This is a genomic window from Bradyrhizobium sp. 62B (assembly GCF_030272265.2).
In the GTDB taxonomy this organism is placed as follows: domain Bacteria; phylum Pseudomonadota; class Alphaproteobacteria; order Rhizobiales; family Xanthobacteraceae; genus Bradyrhizobium.
This window is the reverse complement of sequence record NZ_CP092841.2, coordinates 6,317,250-6,335,550: the sequence shown is the minus strand read 5'-3', so window position 1 is coordinate 6,335,550 and position 18,301 is coordinate 6,317,250. Positions and strand designations below refer to the sequence as shown.

Here is an 18,301-nt window from a genome sequence, read left to right as displayed (position 1 = left end):
ATCGGGGCCCTGGACAGGACGTGACTAGAAGAGATGTGTGGCAAGCCAGACCACCGCCCAGATCGCCAGCGACAGCACGGCGAGGACAGCGATGACGGCGGCCAGAGCGCGCGCGGTGCCGGCCGGAGCCGGTGCGACCGGGGCCGGCCGGAAGTCGTCGAAACGCGGGATATGGCCGCGGACGTCGAGCAGGGAGAAAATCAGTTCGAGGACGAGAAGCCTCATGGGCAAATGCTCCGGATGTCGTGCCAATTTCAATGATCATGGCCCGGAACCGGCCGCTGCGCTTTGCGCGAGCGCAACCTCCGGCGCGCGCCTCCTCCCGGGCCGACTTTGCGCGAGCGCAAGGTCGCCCCCTCGGATCCGGGTTAGTGGAGTGCATTCCGTGATTTGCCGTGACGTCTGCACACGGCCGAAATTTACGAATGGGTAAGATATGAGAGCTGATCTCGCGGCGAGCTACGGCGAAGAACGATTGCCACGCTATACGAGCTACCCGACCGCACCGCATTTCTCAAAAGCGATCGGTCCGGACACCTACGGCCGGTGGCTGGCCGAGTTACCGGCGAGCGCCAGCGCCTCGCTCTATCTCCACGTCCCGTTCTGCCGTGAGATGTGCTGGTATTGCGGTTGTCACACCCAGATCGTCCGCCGCGACGAGCTCATCGCCGGCTATCAGCGGACCCTGCGCAACGAGATCGTGCAGGTCGCCGAAACCATCGGCCGCCGCATCAAGGTGGAGCACATCCATTTCGGCGGGGGCACGCCGACGATCATGATGCCGGAGGCTTTCGCCGAGTTGATGGCGACGATGCGTCAGAAGTTCTTCGTGCTGCCTTCGGCCGAGGTCGCGGTCGAGATCGATCCCCGCACATTGACCGCCGACATGGTCGAGGCGATGCGGCTCTCCGGCGTCAACCGCGCGAGCCTTGGCGTGCAGAGCTTCGATCCCGTGGTGCAACGGGCGATCAATAGGGTGCAAAGCTTCGAGCAGACGGCGTCCGTAGTCGAGCAGCTTCGGCACGCCGGCATCGTCGGAATCAATTTTGACCTGATCTACGGCTTGCCGCACCAGACCGTCGCATCGTGCCTGGATACGGTTCGGCGCAGCCTCAGCCTCGCGCCCGACCGCTTCTCCGTGTTCGGTTACGCCCATGTGCCCGAATTCAAGAAGCACCAGCGCATGATCAACGAGGGCGTGCTGCCTGACGGCCTCGCGCGCCACGACCAGGCCTGCGCGATCGCCAATGCGCTGAAGGAGGCCGGCTACGTGCAGATCGGGCTCGATCATTTCGCGCGGCCCAACGATTCCATGGCGGTGGCCTTCGAAGAGCGGACGTTGCGGCGCAACTTTCAGGGCTACACCACCGACAAGGGTGAAGTCCTGCTCGGCTTCGGCGCGAGCGCGATCGGCCATTTGCCGCAAGGTTACGTTCAGAACGAGGTGCAGATCGGCGCCTATGCGCAGAGCATCGCCGCCGGCCGTCCCGCCACCGCGAAGGGCTACGGGCTCACCGACGACGACCGGCTGCGCGCCGACATCATCGAACGTATCATGTGCGAGTTCAGCGCCGACCTCGGCGACATCTGCGCGCGCCATGGCGCCGAGGCCGGGGCGATGCTGAACTCGGCGGCGCGTTTGAAGCCGCTGATCTCCGACGGCGTCGTAAGGCTGGAGGGCAATCGCCTCGCAGTCGCAAAAGACTCGCGCTTCCTGGTCCGCAGCGTCGCCGCCGCGTTCGACGCGCATCTCAATCCGGCGAAGCAACTGCACAGCCGGGCTGTGTAATCCTCTCTCCGCCATTCCGGATTCGCGACTTGGTCGCACCTGGAATGACGGTGGAGAGAAGCAGCGCCAGCTTGCGCTTCCACAAAGAAACTCCGCGCCCTTCCGCTATTGTCGTATCGGAACGGAGTTGTCCATGTCCTTTGGATCCGACGATCTGGTCGATGACATCATGCGCACGGCGCCGCACACGATCCGCGTGTTTCTGGCCTTCAAACTGGCCTGTGTCGGTTGCCCGATCGCAACCTTCCACACGGTGGATGATGCCTGCCGCGAGCATGGCATCGACCGCGAAAAATTCCTCGCCGCGCTGGTTGATTGCGTGCCGGCGTGAAACGGTCTGGAATTCGCGCGGGCGCGCGCGGATTCTCGGGTGAGGGGCGGCTTTCGCCGTAAGCGGAAGGCCCCCACCCCTATCCTGGACGGAGGCGCCTTGGTGCGCCCGTCACACCGCCCCGCTGTCTGCGTTCCGTTCCGCCAACACGACGATCCCGTGCGGGTCGCGCAGGATGATGCGCTGGCGGCCGCTCTCGACGAGGCCCTGGCTCTCCCAGCCGCTCAGGATGCGGCTGACGGTGTGCAGTGTGGTGCCGGTCATCTGCGCGATGTCCTGGCGGCTGATCGGGAAATCGATCTCGATGCCGTGGTCGAGCTTCTTGCCGGATTGCTTGGCGAGGCGCAGCAGCGCATGCGCGACGCGCTGCTCGACCTGCTGCGTCGACATTTCCAGGATGCGGGTGTGGCTCTCCTGGAGGCGCGTGCCGACGGTCTGGAGCGTGTTGGCGGCCAGCGAAGGAAATCGCTCGACCAGCCGCGGCCAGGCCGAGGTCGGCCAGATCAGCACGACGCTGTCGTCGACCGCGATTGCGGTCGCCGGATATCGCGCGGCCCCGATCGCCATGGCGAGCCCGAAGGTCTCGCCGGGCGCGACGTAGCGCACCACGATCTGCTCGCCGGTCGGCGTGGTCTTGGCCGCGCGGACGTGGCCGTGCAGCAGCAGGAAAAAGGACTGTGCGTCCGCGCCCTGCTCGAAGATGGCGCTGTTCTTGGGATATCGCGCCGAACGGGCCTCGCGCAGGATCTCGTCCAGAGCTTCCGGCGTGACCCCGGCAAACAGCGGCAAATGCGCAACCAGCGATGTGTCGACCTTGGCCATTCTGCCTCCTTGGCACTGGGAGTGTGATGGCACCTGCAATCGTCCGACAGTTTGCGATAGCGCAAAACGGGACGGCGGGCTGGCAGTATTTTTCCAGACAACGAACTGAGATTTATTGGAGTTGACCCTATGGCTGGCGCCCGATCCCGAAAATATGAGGGCTGGCCGCTGTTTGCGAACAGTTTTCGGCCGTTTTTCCTGCTCGCCGCGATCCAGGCGGGGCTGTCGATCCTGGCTTGGCTGCCGATGTTCTATGGCGAATTGTCGGTGAGTTCCGCCTTCGCGCCGCGCGACTGGCACGTCCACGAGATGCTCTATGGCTTCCTGCCGGCTGTCATCACCGGGTTCCTGTTCACGGCCATTCCGAACTGGACCGGCCGGCTGCCGATCCAAGGCACCTCGCTTGGGGCTCTGGTGATGGTCTGGCTTGCCGGGCGAGCCGCGGTCACGTTGTCGGCCGATACCGGCTGGGCGTTCGCGCTCGTCGTCGATGCGGCCTTCCTGGCGCTGGTCGTCGCCGCCGCGGCGCGCGAGATCGTCGCAGGCGGCAATTGGCGCAACCTTCCGGTGGTGGGGCTGGTGTCCGTTCTGCTCGCCGGCAACGTCGCTTTCCATCTCGAGGCGCATTACCAGGGCGCGGCCGATATCAGCATCCGCGTCGGCATCGGCGTGGTCGTGCTGCTGATCGCGCTGATCGGTGGACGCATCATTCCGAGCTTCACCCGCAACTGGCTGGTCAAGTTCAATCCCGGCCGCCTGCCGGTGCCGTTCGGACGCTTTGACGGCGCAGTGATCGGATGCAGCGCGCTCGCGCTCGTCGCCTGGGTCGTCGCGCCGCTGAATGCCGTCACCGGTGTCCTGATGGCGCTGGTCGGCGGGCTGCATCTTTTGCGGCTTGCGCGTTGGGCCGGCGACCGAACCTTCCACGAGCGGCTGCTGGTGATCCTCCATATTGGTTATGTCTTCGTGCCGCTCGGCTTCATCCTGCACGCCATTGCAGTGTTCGGAGCGCTGCCGCCAAGCGCCGGCATCCATGCCTGGATGACGGGTGCCGCGGGAACCATGACGCTCGCGGTGATGACGCGCGCGAGCCTCGGCCATACCGGTCAGGCGCTAACCGCTTCGCCGGCGATCCAGGTCATCTATGCCGCGGTCGTCATCGCGGCTCTGGCCAGGGTCGCGGCCGTGGTATTTCCCGCGCAGAGCGATGTGCTGCTGCACATCGCTGCCTGCGGTTGGCTCGTCGCATTCCCAGGATTTGCCGTCGCGTTCGGCCCGCTGCTCGCCGGCAGCCGGCGGCGTGCTCTCGCGATCATGGGCGTGCCTGCGCCGGCGCGTTGAGCTCAAGCAGCGGTCGCCGACGGCGTATCGGCCGGCGCTGCCGGAGGCCGCACGCCTTTGCGCCAGTCGGTGATGGTGCAGCCGAAGCGGCCGCGAAACCAGCGCGCCATGGCGCTCTGCGCGGAGAAGCCAAGCTGCACCGCGATGTCAGCCAGCGGCCGGTCGGGATCGTCAATCAACTGAATGACGAGATCGGCGCGTTGCGCATCCAGGATGGCCGAGAAGCTGGTGCCTGACGCTGCGAGATGGCGGTGGATGGTACGGCGGGTGCAGGCAAGATACTCCGCGACGCGTTCGACGGTACAGTCGCCGGTCGCGAGCAGGGTCCGCACGACCTCGTCGACCTTTCCTTCCCAGCTTGCCGGCCGGGTCTCGATGGCCTCGATCCGCTTGCGCAGATAAGCCGCGATCAGGGGATGCGCGCTCGGGATCCGGCGCTCCATATCGTGCACCGACAGCAGGATCGCATCGTCCTCGGCGTTGAAAGTCACGCGGCAGCCGAAGAAGTCGCGATAGCGCTTGCGGTCCTTCGGCGGCGGATAATGCAGATGCACCTCCTGCGGTCGCCAATCGTGGCCGTACAGCGACTGGACGATGCGGTGGATGCTGCCCAGCGCCATGTCGATCGACTGGCGCGGCGCCATCGGCCGACGTCCGCGCAGATGCAGCGTGACGGCCACGGTCTGCTTGCCGCGCGTGACGTCCAGCCGCATGCCCTCATGGTGGATATGGATGAAGCGCGAGAACGCTTCGATGGCTTCGCCGACGGTCGCCTGCTCGCGCACGATCAGGCCGACCGCGCCGAAATTGGTCAGCCCGCCGCGCTCGGCGAGACGCAAGCCGAAATCTTCGGCACCGGACGCCTTTGCCGACAATTCGAGCAGGCGGCGCAGGCCGGCGACGGCAATGGGAGTATCGGGTTTGTCGAGACAGGCCAGCGGCAGCCTGGCCTTGCGCATCATCTGTTTGGGATCGAGCCCCACCGACCGGGCGATTTCCGGGTAATAGCTCAAGCCTGCGCTGCGAACGAGGTCGGTCATGCGAACCGTTCCTGCCAGCCATTCCCGCAGATGTCCCGAAATGTAAAGTTTCTGTCTCGATCCGTCAAATCCGGGAACCGGGCGCCGCATACATAAGGCAAACCGAAGCACTGGCGTGAATGCCGTGCTCATGACGGCGCGGCGCGGCGATGGGGCCCGCCTTCCGTTTCGGACCATTTGACCAAGACATTGCTGGATCGGGATTATGCCGGGAAACATGCTTTCCAAGGGTGAGGTATTCGTCATCGACACCGACGCTGCCTCCCGCGAACAACTTTCAACCGCGCTCCAACAGAGCGCCTATGACGTGATCTGCTTCGCAGACGGTGCGTCTCTGTTGTCCGAGGCGAAGGCGCGGATGCCGGCCTGCGTGCTGATGGCGCTGCCGCCGGATCGCTCCGGCCTCGACATGCTCAGGCGGCTGCGCGAGGAAAACTGCATGGCGCCGGTGCTGGTGACCTCGGCGAATGGCAGCATCGCTATGGCTGTCGACGCCATCAAGAGCGGCGCGACCGACTTCATCGAAAAGCCGTTCCGCACCCATGATCTCGTCGATCGGATCGATGCCGCCATCGACGAATTCGCCCAGCCCGGCACGAGCCGACAGGGCTGGCTGCCCGGTTGCGAGCCACTGACCGCGCGCGAAATCGACGTGCTCGGGCACCTTGCCGCCGGCCTGACCAACAAGGAGATCGCCCGCCGCATGCATCTGAGCGCGCGGACGGTCGAAGGCTACCGCGCCGGCATTTTGAAGAAGGCCGGCGCGAAGAACGTGACCGATCTGCTCCGGCGCATCTTCGGCCAGGGCTCGCCGACCCGGGTGTGAGGATTGCCGCGGGACTGCAAGACGTTCCGCGGCCTTGGTGCCGCCGCAGCGGCGCCCCAAGGAAACCCCAATCGAACCAGTTCCTTCCCTGCCGCGTCCAACCATGTTGGCGAGGCATCTTTCGCGCGTCCGGCTGGCGACGCGTCGATATCGGCAGGGAGGAATTTCATGCGCATCACCGCAAAATGTCTGGCAACGACGAGTCTGGTCCTGGTGACCACGGCGCTCGCGGTGCCGTCATGGGCCGCCGAATTGGACGCCAATTCGGCGATCGACACCGTCACCGTCTATCCCGATGGCGCGACCGTGACCCGGATCATTTCGCTGGACCTTGCTTCCGGTGACAGCACGCTGGTCGCCAGGGATTTTCCGCTCTCGCTCGATCCGTCCTCCCTCCGCGTCGAAGGCGAAGCAGGCGCCAAGCTCACCATCGGCACGATCGATGCGCGGCCACCGCGGACCACGCCGCCCGTCAACCTGCCCGAGCTCGACAAGCGCATCGAAGCGCTGAAGGATCAGCGGGCCGACCTGCAAGGTGCAATCGACTCGGCCAACGCAAGGCGCAAATTCGCGCAGCACTTTGCGGAGACCTCGCCTACAGGCCTCGGGGACAAGGGCGAGGCCCGGCCGATCACCGAATGGCGCACGGCCTTTGCCGCGGTCGGCGAGGAGATCGCGACCGCCGACACGGCGATCCGCGACGCCACGCGCAAGCAGCGCGAGATCGACCGCCAGATCGCACAGCTCGAGGCCGAGCGCTCGGCCAAGCCGCCGAGCAAGCTGGAAGTGCGGATCGACGTCGCCTCGGCCGCCGCGACCAAGGCGACGCTGCGGGTGACCTATGCCGTGCGCAACGCGCGCTGGGTGCCGCTCTACGACGCCCGGCTCGACACCGGCGCCAAGGACCGCAAGCCGCAGCTCGAACTCGTGCGTCGCGCCGAGATCACGCAGTCGACCGGCGAGGATTGGTCGAACGTCGCGCTCGGCGTCTCCACGGTGCGCATCGGCCGCGGCGGCAGCGCCCCGGAGCTGAGCTCGCTGGTGGCGCAATATCCGCAGGTGCCGAAGCCGCTGGCGCTCGGCACGGTTTCGGACCTGGCGCGGCCTGCCCCCATGACCCGCCAGGCACAATCGCCGGCGATGGCCAAGATCGCGGAGGCGGCCGAGCCGCGCGAACGCGCGGACGAGCAGCAGGCGGTCGCCGAGATCGGCGGCTTCCAGGCGACGTTCAAGATTCCCGGCCGTGTCAGCCTCGGCGCCCAGGAGGGAGCCAAGAGCATGCGTATCGCAGCCATGAGCGTGCCCGCCGACCTTGCGGTGCGAGCTGCGCCGGTGCTGGACCCGACCGCCTTCCTCGAAGCCAGCTTCAAGCAGAGCGACGACACGACGCTGCTGCCGGGCAAGGTCGCGATCTACCGCGACGGCGTCTTTGTCGGCCGCGGCAAGATCTCGGCGTCCGCCAAGGACGACATCGTGCGGCTCGGCTTCGGCGCCGACGACAAGGTGAAGATCGAGCGTGCCGTGCTCAAGCGCAACGAGGGCTCGGCAGGCCTGCTGGTCACGACGTCCAAGACCGACGAGCGTTCGTTCAAGACCACGATCCGCAACGGTCATGATTTCCCGATCAAGGTCGCGATCGAGGATCAGTTGCCGATCAGCGAGAGCGAGGACATCGTCGTCGAAATGCTGCCCGCGACCACGCCGCCTACGGCAAAGGATATCCACGACAAGCGCGGCGTGCTGGAATGGTCGTTCGATGCCAAGCCGGGCGAGGTCCGCGACATCAATTTCGCCTGGCGGATCCGCTGGCCGAAGGACAAGAGCATGGTGATCGTTCCGGCGGGGTAGGCGGCGCCCTTCACCTCGCCCCGCTTGCGGGGCGAGGGAGCGCACCTTCACAGCGAAGGCCCCGCCGCCCGCATCGATTGCGGCAGCACGTACGGCACGCCGTCGGCCTGATGCACCTCGGCGTCGATCTCGAAAATATCGCGGATGATCTCGCTCGTGACAATGTCCGCGCGCGGGCCATCGGCGGCGAGCTTGCCACCCGCCAGCACGACGAGCCGGTCGGCGAAGCGGATCGCGAGATTGAGGTCGTGCAGGATCGCGATCACTGCCGTGCCGCCGCCGGCGCGGCGGCGGGCGGCTTCGACCAGGTCGATCTGGTGACGCAGATCGAGGCTCGAGGTCGGCTCGTCCAGCAGCAGAAGTCCCGGGCCATGCTCGGCCTCGCCGCAGGCAAGCTGCACCAGCACGCGGGCGAAATGGGCGCGCTGCTGCTCGCCGCCCGATAGCGTCGGCAATTGCCGGTCGCGGAAATGCGCAAGGCCGACCTCGTCGAGGGCCGCATCGACGAGCCGGCCTGCGTCACGTGCGCTGCGCTCTCCCGCGCCCATCAGCACGATCTCCTGGACGGTGAAGGGGAAGGTGACGCTGATGTGCTGGGACAACATCGCGCGGCGCGCGGCGAGCTCGCGCGGCGTCAAGCTGCTGATGTCGCGCTGCTTCAGGCGCACCTCGCCTGCATTCGGCCGGAGATCGCCGGAGAGCAGCCGCAGCAACGTCGATTTGCCGGCGCCATTCGGGCCGATGATCGCGACCATCTCGCCGGCATTGACCTCAAGGCCGACGCCGTCGAGCAGCGTCGCGCGGCCGGCACGCTTGCTGAGGGACCGCGCCTCGATCACGGCACTCATAGCGAGGCGAGCCCGCGCTGGCGCAGCAGGATGAAGAGGAAGAGCGGCGCGCCGACGGCTGCGGTCAGGATGCCGATCGGCATCTCCGCCGGCGCCACGATCGTGCGCGCCAGCGTGTCGGCGCCGACCATCAGGATCGCGCCTGATAGCACCGAGGCCGGCAACAGCAGGCGATGCGCGGGGCCAATGCCGAGCCGGAGCAGGTGCGGCACGACGATGCCGACGAAGCCGATGACGCCGCTGATCGACACCGCGACGCCGGTCATGGCGGAGACCATGACGATCGAGATCCGCTTCAGGCGCTCGACATCGACACCGCCGTGAAAGGCGTCGGCCTCGCCGAGCACCAGGAGATCGAGGCCGCGTGTGATGAAGCTGCAGGCGCCGAGCCCGATGACGAGGACCGGCGCGAGCACGGCCGCTTTGGTCCAGGTCACGCCGCTCATCGAGCCCAGCATCCAGAACGTGATGTCGCGAAGCTGGCGGTCATCGGCGACGAAGACCAGAAGCCCGATGCCGGCATTGGCGATGGCAGTGATGGCGACGCCGGCGAGCAGGAAGATCGCGATCGAGGTGCGCCCCGAGCGGCTCGAGATCCCGTAGAGGATGGCGGTCGTGGCCAGCGATCCCGCGAATGCCGCGAGCGGCAGCAGCTCGGTCTGCAGGAAGCGCAGCGACTCGCCGAAGCGCGAATCGGTGAAGACGATCGCGCTTGCGGCTGCGAGCGCGCCGCCGCTGGAGACGCCGACCAGCGCAGGATCGGCGAGGGGATTGCGAAACAGTCCTTGCATGATCGCGCCGGCCGCCGCGAGCAGGCCGCCGATCATCGCGGCCGCCGCGATCCGGGGCACGCGGATCGACCACAGCACGAGCTGGTCGCGGGCTGTCATGGCCGTGCTTTCGGCTGATAGCCCGAGTGCGGCGGGCAGGCGGGAGAGGGGGATGCCGGCGGCGCCGACGGTCAGCGCGACGATCGCGGTGACCGCGAGCACCGCGACCAGGAGCGGGATCGCGAGCGATGCGGACCGTCGCCTGGCGCTGGCGCTGCGTTCCGGGCTGCGCGCTCCAGTTCCGATCGCCACGCTCATTGCCGGCAATTCGCCGCCGACAAGGCCGACGTGAACCCATCGCTCCCTTCAGCCAATGCCGGATAAAGCCTTGCGGAAAGATCGCGCGCCGCCGCGGCCGTGCGCGGCCCGAAGCCGAGCAGATAGAGCCCGTCCATGGTGATGAAGCTCTTGTTCGTCGCGACCGGCGTCAGTGCAAAGCCGGGGTGGGCATAGATCGCCTCGGCAGGAAGCGAGTCCTTGCCGCGTTCGATCGACAGCGCGACGTCGGGTCTTGCCGCTGCGATCGCCTCGTCGCCGATGATCTTGTAGCCGTCGAAATCGTCGATGGCATTGGCGGCGCCGGCGAGCTGAATGATCTCCTCGGCTGCCGTCTTGCGACCGGCCACCAGCGCTCGCCCGTTCTGCAGTGACATCACGAACATCACGCGCACCGGCTTGGTCACCCTGGCACGCAGGACGCGGAGCTGCGCAAGATCGGCGCTGACCGCGGCGCTCAGGCACGCAGCGCGCGCGTCGACGCCCATGGCGTGACCGACCAGTTTTATCTTCTCGATCAGGCCGGCTTCGGTGAAGGTGTCGGGCACCAGCACCAACGGCACTTTCGCCGCTTCCAGGATGTCCATGGTCTCGCGCGGGCCCGAGCCCTGGATCGCCAGGATCAGGGTGGGATTGAGACCCAGCACGCCTTCGGCGGAGATCTGGCGCATATAGCCGACATTGGGTTTGTCGTGCAGCGCCGCCGCCGGATAAAGGCTCGTGGTGTCGACGCCGACCAGCCGGCTCTCGAGCCCGAGCGCGTAAAGGATTTCGGTGATGGCGCCGCCGATCGAGACCGTGCGCGCGAAGTCGGCGACGGTGACCTCGCGATTACGCGCGTCATGCACGGTGATGCCGGCGGCGTGCGCGGCCGGCGCCAGCACGATTGTGATGGAGAGCAGGAGACTGGCGAAGGTGCGACAAAATGCCATTGCGGGTTACTTCGTCAGGATCAGCTTGTTCTGCGAGGTCAGTCGAAGCCGGTAGCTGTCTTCGCCATGCGCAATGATGATCTCGCGGGCGGCTGCGAACAGCTCGCGGCTGTCGATCCGGCTTCCACGCATGGTCAGGGTTCTCGTTGTCGCAGAAGAGCTTCCTGCCGATCCCGCCGCGTCGCCGTCGTTGTCTGCGGACGTTGCTGACATGTGAAATGTGATGCGCCTTCGAAATCCTTGGAGTGCTGCTTGTTTGTATAAGCGGCACGGGGTGCATTCCAACGGCTGCAATTTACAATCGATATAAACTGCAACCTGATGTCATTGACCGTCAGAGTGTTGCCACGTAACCAATTATGGCAGCGGGGAACATGCCCGCGACTTGAGACATCAGCCAGCCAGTCGTTCGCGTTGCGAGCGCACGCCAGCCAGAAGACTCCAAAAACTAGAGTAAAGTGCAGGCTGGGGCTGATATGGCTGACGGGGCTAGGTATTCGCGCGCCCTGATTTTGGGCGCGTCGGTGGTTTCAATCGCGGCAATGATGACGGAGAGTGGTCTCGCGCAGACTGCATCGCCGCAAGCCGAAAACGCGTCCTCTGAGCGGCCGAAGCAGGCCGGGCGCAAGCCGCCCAAGCCACAAATGGCGCAGCAGGCAACGCCTGAGGCGCTGAACGCCAGAGCGCAAGCCGGCGCTGCGCCGGTGCAGACGCTGGACACCATCACGGTCGCAGCGACGAAGACCAAGGAGCGCGCGATCGACTCGCTCGCGCCCGTCAGCTCCGTGTCGCTCGAGCAGATCCAGGGCCTTCAACCAAACCGGCTGTCGGATGTGCTCTACGCCGTTCCCGGCGTGTCATTCCAGGAGCGCGGCGATGATCCCGCGACCGTCGTCAACATCCGCGGCTTGCAGGAGTTCGGCCGCGTTGCGGTGGTCGTCGACGGGGCGCGCCAGAACTACCAGCGCACCGGCCACAACGCGAGCGGCTCCTTCTTCCTTGATCCCGAGTTGGTCGGGGGTATCGATGTCGTGCGCGGTCCGACCGCCAATATCTACGGCTCCGGCGCGATCGGCGGCCTCGTCTCGTTTCGCACCAAGGACATCGAGGACGTGCTGCGCCCCGGCGAGCGCTGGGGCGTCGATCTCTCCGGCTCCTATGGCTCCAACAACAATCGCGGCCTTGGCTCGGTGTTCGGCGGCGTCCGCGCCACGCCCGACGTCGATATCTTCGGCGGGGCGGTCTACCGCACGCAAAGCAATTACAAGGACGGCAACGGCACCGAGATCGGCAACACAGGCAACCAGGTCGAGAGCGGCCTGATGAAGCTCACGGTCCGTCCCGCGCTCGGCCATGAGGTCAAGTTCGGCGCGATATTCCAGGACTACCAATATGATATCGGCCAGTTCAACAGGGGGCCGACGACGACACCCGCGTTGATTGCGTTGAATCGCGGTTCGTCGGTTTATGCATCCGACGCCAAGAACTACACCGGCACAATCACCTGGAATTACGCGTTGCCGAGCGACAATCTGTTTGACTGGCACATGTCGGTCTACGGCAATCGCACCGACAACGACCAGACCAAGACCTATCATTATGGCACCACGCCGTCGGCCTATTGCAACGGCGGCTTCGGCAACAACGTTTCGGGCTGTGTTGGCGACAAGCGCGGCTATGTCCTCAATACCTACGGCATCGACGCCAACAACACCACGCGCTTCAACGTCGGCGACTGGCGTAATGCGCTCACCGTGGGCTTCGACGCGTTCCAGGACGACGTGATCACGACCGACAGCCGCGGCAATTCCAACATCACGACGCCGAGCGGCATCCGTACCGTGTCGGGTGGTTTCCTGCAGTTGAAGCAGAACTACAGCACCTGGTTCGAGGCGGTGAGCGCGATCCGCTACGACCGCTACGATCTGGAATCGGGCAGGACCAATGGCAGCGGCGACCGCTTCTCGCCGAAGATCACCCTCGGCGTCACGCCGGTTCCGGGCTTCCAGCCCTATGTGAGCTACGCCGAAGGCTATCGCGCCCCATCGATCACCGAGACGGTGATTTCCGGCGCGCACGCGACCGGTGGCGGCCCGGCATTCTTTGTCTGCCCCAACGGGACCGGCGGCATCTTCTGCTTCCTGCCTAACCCGAACCTTCGTCCCGAAGTCGGCAAGAACAAGGAAGTCGGCATCAACCTGAAATACGACAACATCTTCACTGCGTCCGACTCGTTCCGCGGCAAGATCAATCTGTTCCGGAACGACGTCAGCGATTATATCGACCTCGTTCCGTTCGGATTCGTCACCTTCCCGGGCGTTGGCTCGTTCGCCCAGTTCTACCAGTACCAGAACATCGCGCAGGCTCGCATCCAGGGTTTCGAAGTGGAGACGATGTACGATGCCGGCAACTGGTTCGTCGGCGTCGCCGGCCACTACATCCAGGGCAAGAACGCCGTCACCAATGTCGGGCTTGCGACCATCACCCCGCGCAAGGTCGTCACGACAGGTGGTGTCCGCCTGCTCGACCGCACGCTGATCCTGTCGGCGCAGTGGGCCTCGTTCGGCGCCAACAACGATGTCCCCGCCGGTTATCTGCCGGCGACCGGCTACGAGCTTGTCAATCTGTACATGACGTACAACGCGACCAAGGACATCGTGCTCTCGGCCTCGATCGACAATCTCTTGAACCAGTACTACCGGCCTTACGCCATTCCCGGCACGTCGACCGACGGCACCACGCAGAACGACGTGCTGTGGTCGAGCCCGGGACCGGGCCGGGTCTACAAGGCCGGCATGAAGATTCACTTTGGAGGTGCGTAACGCGCACAGCAACACCACAAACCTCCGCCGGGCCGCGCTGATGCTCCAGCGCGGCTTCGGTGCGTTTCGTTTTGATCAGAAGGAGAGACTTTGATGTTCATCGCCATGAATCGTTTCCATGTGAAGAAGGGCGCGGAGACCGCGTTCGAGACCGTCTGGGCCACGCGCGAATCCTATCTCGGCAGCATGCCGGGTTTCGTCGAGTTTCATCTGTTGAAGGGCCCGGAGGCCGAGGACCACACGCTCTACTCGTCGCACACCAGCTGGGTCGACAAGGCGGCGTTCGAGGCCTGGACGCGCTCCGAGGAATTCCGCCGCGCCCATGCCCGTGCCGACAACAGAACCGGCGAGAGCCTCTATCTCGGCCATCCCAAGTTCGAGGGCTTTGAGGTGATCCAGAGCGAGCGCAAGGCCGCGGCAGCTTGAGGCCACGACGCACTGGAGGAGCCGGACATGTTGAGCACCGATCTCGCCGATCTCAGGGCCTATATGGCCGACAACCCTGGCGCGGTGATCGAGGACGTCGCGCGCGAGCGCAACGTCACCCCGCGTACGGTGATCGAGGCGCTGCCATCCTCCATGGTGCGCCTCGGTGGCGGCGAGCACTTTGCCGCCGCCATGCAGGACATCGCGGCGTGGGGTGAGGTCACGCTGATCGTTCACACCGATGATGCGATCTTCGAATTCACCGGCGCCATTCCCGCCGGCGAGATCGGCCGCGGCTATTTCAACCTGATGCAGCCGAAGGGCCTGCACGGCCATCTGCGCCACGAGCGCTGCGCGGCCGTTGCCTTCGTCGAGCGGCCCTTCATGGGCAAGACCTCCCCCTTCGTGGCTTTCGTCAATGCCGACGGCGGCATCATGTTCAAGGTGTTCGTCGGCCGCGACGAGACAAGGGCGTTGCGGGCGGATCAGCTGGTGCGGTTCCGGCAGTTTGCAGATCGGATCGTGGCCGCAGTGTAGTTCGCTTCAACCTCGGGAGCTCAGGATGCAGAGCAATTCCAGGCTTCGGCATATGATCCTAACCATCGCGCTGGCGCTCGCGCCGTCACCGGCCTTCGCGATCGACCAGGCCCTGCTGCCGCGCAATCTGTCGCCCTGGGGCATGTTCCTCGGCGCTGACGTCGTGGTGAAGACGGTGATGGTCGGACTCGCCCTCGCCTCGCTGGTGACCTGGACGGTGTGGCTCGCCAAGACCATCGAGCTGCGCCGCAAGGGCGCGCTCGCCCTCAAGCGGACGCGCGCCCTGGAAGGCAATATGACGCTGGCCGAGGCATCCGCACGGGCCGGCGACGTCCACGACGCGGTTGCCCAGCTCATCCAGTCCTGCGCCAGGGAGGCCGAGCTCTCCGGCGGCGTGCTCGACGACGGCCTTCAGGAACGTGTCGCGCTGCGGCTCGAGCGGGTCGAGGCGGCAATGTCTCGGCAGATCGCGCGCGGCACCGGCGTGCTCGCGACCATCGGTGCGACCGCGCCGTTCGTCGGGCTGTTCGGTACCGTCTGGGGTATCATGAACTCCTTCATCGGCATTTCGGAGAGCCACACCACCAGCCTCGCGGTGGTCGCACCTGGTATCGCGGAGGCGCTGCTTGCCACCGCGCTTGGCCTCGTCGCGGCGATCCCGGCGGTCGTGATCTACAATCATCTCGTTCGCAGCATTGCCAACTACCGCGCCCTGCTCGGCGACGCCTCGGCGCAGCTGATGTTGCTGGTCAGCCGCCAACGCGACCACAGGGAATTCCGTCTGGCGCGGGCGGCGGAGTAGAGCCATGGCCGCAAAGCTCGGTACGCACTCCGGATCACCGCTCAAGCGCGGCGATCAGGGCGATCTCGACGTCACCCATGAGATCAACGTCACGCCGTTCATCGACGTGATCCTGGTGCTGCTGATCATCTTCATGGTGGCTGCCCCGCTCGCCACCGTCGACATCGGCGTCGAGCTGCCGGCAACTGCGGCCGAGCCGGCGCCGCGACCGGACAAGCCGGTCTTCCTCACCGTCAAGCCGGACCTGTCCGTCGCAGTCGGCGAAGACGTCGTACCCCGCGACGCGCTCGGCACCTCGCTCGATGCCGCCACCAAGGGCCGCAAGGACGAACGCATCTATCTGCGTGCCGACAAGGCGGTCTCCTATGGCGACCTGATGGAGGTGATGAACGCCTTGCGCAACGCCGGCTATCTCAAGGTCGCGCTGGTCGGCCTCGACGGACGCAGCTGATGGCCGCGAACGCCTTCGCCCTGCACGATCCGCTCGGCGAGCGGGAAGCGGCGCGTTGGGGCATGTCGGCAGGAGCGATCGTGATGCTCCATGTGGCTGCCGCGCTGCTCGCGATCAATTGGCAGAGGTCGCAGCCGGAGCAGGGCGTCAGCCTGCCGGCGATCATGGTCGATATGGCGCCGCTGACCTCGGCGCCGCAGTCGACGCAGGATGACATCGCACCTGGGCCGGTGATGCAGCAAGCCGATGCCTCGCCCCCGGAGCCCGTGCAGCAGCAGGCCGTCGAGGAGGCGATCGCGCCGACGCCGCCTCAGGACAAGCCTGACGTCGTGGCGCCGCCGGAGCAAAAGCTCGAGCTGACACCGGCCAAGCCGGAACCCGCGAGGATCGTGCCGGTCGAAAAGCCGGCACCCGCAAAGCCGAAGGTGGTTCGCCGCGAGGCGAAAAAGCCGTCGGAGGCGACGCCTGCGCCGCGCACCAGCGCAGCTCCGCGCGCCGAGCGAGAGGCGCCGATGGCATCGGCCCAGAGCGCCGGTGCGGTGGCCGCCGCGATCGCGTCGTACAACCAACGCGTCCGTGCGCATCTGATTCGCTTTCACTCCTATCCTGCCGGTGGTGGCGGCCAGCGCGGCGTCGCCAGGCTGAGCTTCACCGTCAGCCGCAGCGGGCAAGTGACGTCCAGCCGCCTCGCCGGTTCATCCGGCGTTGCTGTCTTCGACGCCCAGGCTACGTCGATGGTCCGCCAGGCCTCGCCGTTTCCCCCCATACCCGACGAGATCAAGAACGGCACGATGAGTTTTACGATTCCTGTGGAATTTACGGTGAGGTGAGGGGGCGCGTCTGCACAAACTCCGGCCGTCGTCCCGGACCAGCGCAAGCGCAGGTCCGGGACCCATAACCACAGGATCGAGTTTGACGAAGGCTTGTCATCGCCATCTCGTGCCACGACTCCGGTTTGGGGTTATGGGCCCCTACGTTCGGGACGACAGTGGAGTGTGTGGCGGCCGAAGAGAATCGCTCTGCTACTTCGCTTTCAGAAAATCCGCGACCTCCAGCAGCACGAACTCGTCGTCGTCCGCCTTGTTGGGATCGCGGCTGGAGGAGAACGGCAGGTTGTTGTCGTTGCCGACGATGATGTGGGTGTCGTCGACCCGATCGACGTTCTCGATAGTGAAGAACGGGAAGGTGTAAACGCCGTCGTTCAGCGGCTTCCGTGCTTTCTTGTCGGGATCCCGGATCTTCATGAGGTCGATATAGTCGATCTTGCGCGCGGGCTTGCCGGCATTGGCGTCGGTCAGCTCGATCTTGTAGACGCGCTTGAACTTGGCGAGATCCGGGAAGCAGTTCTCGCCGCGGGTACCTTGCGGGCAAGCCTTGTCGGCGGTGCCTTCGCCGTTGTCGCGCTCGATGACGAGGCCGGAGGCCGGGTCGATCATGTTGAAGTCGCCGATGGCATTGCCGTTCTGCTCGAACACATAGTGCCAATAGCGGCCGGTGAATTTCTCTGCGGCGACGTCGAATTCGAGGATGCGCGAGGCTTCCTTGCCGTCGACCTTCTCCCAGTCCTTCTTCTCGGCGTCCCAAAGCGGACCCTCGAGCAGGCCGTAGAGGAATTTGCCATCCTTGGAGGACGCAAAGCCTTCATAACCCTTGGAGCGGCGGAGATTGACGTTGGTGTAGGTCGCGCCCGGCGCGCCCGGCGTTGCCACCGCCCAATTGTCGGGCGAGCGCACCGGCTTGCCGTCGGCGACGGTCTCGAACACGCCGAGGATCTTGCCCGATTTGTCGGCCTTCAGGATGTAGGGGCCGAACTCGTCGCCGATCCAGAAGACATCGCCGATGATCTGAAAACCCTCGGTGTCGAAGTCGGAGCCGGTGAGATAGCGCTTCTGGGTGTCCTCGTGCACGATGCGAAAGGGCACCTTCTTGTCGGGGTCGTGCAGGAAGATGGCCTCCAGCCGCTCGATCTTGCCGCCCGCCCAATCCATCTTGTAGCGGTTGAGATACAGCATCGAGTCCGGCGAGTTGGCGCGCGCGCCCATGCCGTTGTCGGTGATGACCCAGAACGTGCCGTCGGGCATGGTCTTGATGCCGGAATGGCCCTGCAGCGGCTGGCCCTTGAACGGCAGCGACACGCCGGTCGGACGTTCATAGGACTTGCCCATCACGGTGCCGAGCGCGTCGACGCGCTTGCCGGTGGTGTATTTCCCCGAAGTCCTGAGATCGGCGGGGGCATCGGCCGGAGCATCGATGAAGGACTCGGCCGGCATCACCACGTGGCCGGCGAGCTTGGCCGGGAATTCACCTTCGCTCTGCGCGAGCGCTGGGCTTGTGGCGAGAATCATCGTTGCGACGGGGGAAAGAAAAGTCGCGCGCATGT

19 protein-coding genes are annotated in these 18,301 nt (G+C 65.6%); 11 read left to right on the top strand and 8 right to left on the bottom strand.

Annotated elements, in window-relative coordinates:
• Positions 1-24: 24 nt before the first annotated feature.
• Positions 25-225 (bottom strand): hypothetical protein, encoded by a 201-nt coding sequence (locus ML401_RS30385; protein ID WP_259216432.1) that lies wholly within the window; start codon positions 223-225, stop codon positions 25-27.
• Between the two features lie 211 nt (positions 226-436).
• Between ML401_RS30385 and hemN the strand changes: the two genes are divergently transcribed.
• Positions 437-1,789 (top strand): oxygen-independent coproporphyrinogen III oxidase, encoded by a 1,353-nt coding sequence (gene hemN / locus ML401_RS30380; RefSeq protein ID WP_259216433.1) that lies wholly within the window; start codon positions 437-439, stop codon positions 1,787-1,789.
• A 133-nt stretch (positions 1,790-1,922) separates the two neighbouring features.
• Positions 1,923-2,120: a DUF1858 domain-containing protein gene (locus ML401_RS30375; protein ID WP_028138343.1), complete on the top strand. Its 198-nt coding sequence runs from the start codon at positions 1,923-1,925 to the stop codon at positions 2,118-2,120.
• 111 nt (positions 2,121-2,231) lie between these two features.
• Here ML401_RS30375 and ML401_RS30370 read toward each other — a convergent pair whose 3' ends face one another.
• Positions 2,232-2,942 carry a Crp/Fnr family transcriptional regulator gene (locus ML401_RS30370; RefSeq protein WP_194404286.1) on the bottom strand — a complete coding sequence of 237 codons (711 nt, stop codon included), beginning with the start codon at positions 2,940-2,942 and terminating at the stop codon, positions 2,232-2,234.
• A 129-nt stretch (positions 2,943-3,071) separates the two neighbouring features.
• Between ML401_RS30370 and ML401_RS30365 the strand changes: the two genes are divergently transcribed.
• Positions 3,072-4,283 carry an NnrS family protein gene (locus tag ML401_RS30365; RefSeq protein WP_285807908.1) on the top strand — a complete coding sequence of 404 codons (1,212 nt, stop codon included), beginning with the start codon at positions 3,072-3,074 and terminating at the stop codon, positions 4,281-4,283.
• Positions 4,284-4,285: 2 nt separating this feature from the next.
• Here the strand turns inward: ML401_RS30365 and ML401_RS30360 are convergent, their stop codons facing one another.
• Positions 4,286-5,323, bottom strand: coding sequence for an AraC family transcriptional regulator (locus tag ML401_RS30360; RefSeq protein ID WP_376717394.1), 1,038 nt, complete (start codon positions 5,321-5,323; stop codon positions 4,286-4,288).
• Positions 5,324-5,528: 205 nt separating this feature from the next.
• Here ML401_RS30360 and ML401_RS30355 point away from each other — a divergent pair, with 205 nt between their 5' ends.
• Positions 5,529-6,149, top strand: a complete 621-nt coding sequence (locus ML401_RS30355) for a response regulator transcription factor (protein ID WP_285807906.1) — start codon at positions 5,529-5,531, stop codon at positions 6,147-6,149.
• Positions 6,150-6,317: 168 nt separating this feature from the next.
• Positions 6,318-7,997, top strand: coding sequence for a mucoidy inhibitor MuiA family protein (locus ML401_RS30350; protein WP_285807905.1), 1,680 nt, complete (start codon positions 6,318-6,320; stop codon positions 7,995-7,997).
• A 47-nt stretch (positions 7,998-8,044) separates the two neighbouring features.
• On the opposite strand, the gene ML401_RS30345 is transcribed toward ML401_RS30350, so the two are convergent.
• Genes ML401_RS30345 through ML401_RS30330 form a run of 4 tightly spaced genes read right to left on the bottom strand, consistent with a single transcriptional unit; the run spans position 8,045 to position 11,096 of the window.
• Positions 8,045-8,845 carry a heme ABC transporter ATP-binding protein gene (locus ML401_RS30345; protein ID WP_212067367.1) on the bottom strand — a complete coding sequence of 267 codons (801 nt, stop codon included), beginning with the start codon at positions 8,843-8,845 and terminating at the stop codon, positions 8,045-8,047.
• Positions 8,842-9,933, bottom strand: coding sequence for an iron ABC transporter permease (locus tag ML401_RS30340; protein WP_211416011.1), 1,092 nt, complete (start codon positions 9,931-9,933; stop codon positions 8,842-8,844). Before ML401_RS30340 ends, ML401_RS30345 begins: the two co-directional genes overlap by 4 nt.
• The gene (locus ML401_RS30335; protein ID WP_211416012.1) at positions 9,930-10,883 is read right to left on the bottom strand and encodes a hemin ABC transporter substrate-binding protein; all 954 of its coding nucleotides are present in this window, start codon (positions 10,881-10,883) and stop codon (positions 9,930-9,932) included. The genes ML401_RS30340 and ML401_RS30335 overlap by 4 nt, the downstream gene beginning before the upstream one ends.
• 6 nt (positions 10,884-10,889) lie before the next feature.
• Positions 10,890-11,096, bottom strand: coding sequence for a hemin uptake protein HemP (locus ML401_RS30330; RefSeq protein ID WP_249131864.1), 207 nt, complete (start codon positions 11,094-11,096; stop codon positions 10,890-10,892).
• Between the two features lie 263 nt (positions 11,097-11,359).
• Between ML401_RS30330 and ML401_RS30325 the strand changes: the two genes are divergently transcribed.
• The 6 genes from ML401_RS30325 to ML401_RS30300 all read left to right on the top strand — a co-directional run bounded on the left by ML401_RS30325 (position 11,360) and on the right by ML401_RS30300 (position 16,751).
• A complete protein-coding gene (locus tag ML401_RS30325) occupies positions 11,360-13,705 on the top strand; it encodes a TonB-dependent hemoglobin/transferrin/lactoferrin family receptor (RefSeq protein ID WP_285807904.1) in 2,346 nt (781 codons plus the stop codon).
• Between the two features lie 93 nt (positions 13,706-13,798).
• Positions 13,799-14,131, top strand: a complete 333-nt coding sequence (locus ML401_RS30320; RefSeq protein ID WP_285807903.1) for an antibiotic biosynthesis monooxygenase — start codon at positions 13,799-13,801, stop codon at positions 14,129-14,131.
• A gap of 27 nt (positions 14,132-14,158) precedes the next feature.
• Positions 14,159-14,668, top strand: coding sequence for a heme utilization cystosolic carrier protein HutX (hutX, locus tag ML401_RS30315; RefSeq protein WP_285807902.1), 510 nt, complete (start codon positions 14,159-14,161; stop codon positions 14,666-14,668).
• Positions 14,669-14,693: 25 nt separating this feature from the next.
• On the top strand, positions 14,694-15,470 hold the full coding sequence (gene exbB, locus ML401_RS30310; protein ID WP_285807901.1) for a tonB-system energizer ExbB: 777 nt from the start codon (positions 14,694-14,696) through the stop codon (positions 15,468-15,470).
• A 4-nt stretch (positions 15,471-15,474) separates the two neighbouring features.
• The gene (gene exbD / locus ML401_RS30305) at positions 15,475-15,921 is read left to right on the top strand and encodes a TonB system transport protein ExbD (RefSeq protein ID WP_212067360.1); all 447 of its coding nucleotides are present in this window, start codon (positions 15,475-15,477) and stop codon (positions 15,919-15,921) included.
• Complete coding sequence (locus ML401_RS30300; RefSeq protein ID WP_285807900.1) at positions 15,921-16,751, top strand: energy transducer TonB; 831 nt, start codon at positions 15,921-15,923, stop codon at positions 16,749-16,751. The genes exbD and ML401_RS30300 overlap by 1 nt, the downstream gene beginning before the upstream one ends.
• A gap of 192 nt (positions 16,752-16,943) precedes the next feature.
• On the opposite strand, the gene ML401_RS30295 is transcribed toward ML401_RS30300, so the two are convergent.
• Positions 16,944-18,299 carry an esterase-like activity of phytase family protein gene (locus ML401_RS30295; RefSeq protein WP_285807899.1) on the bottom strand — a complete coding sequence of 452 codons (1,356 nt, stop codon included), beginning with the start codon at positions 18,297-18,299 and terminating at the stop codon, positions 16,944-16,946.
• Positions 18,300-18,301 lie beyond the last annotated feature (2 nt).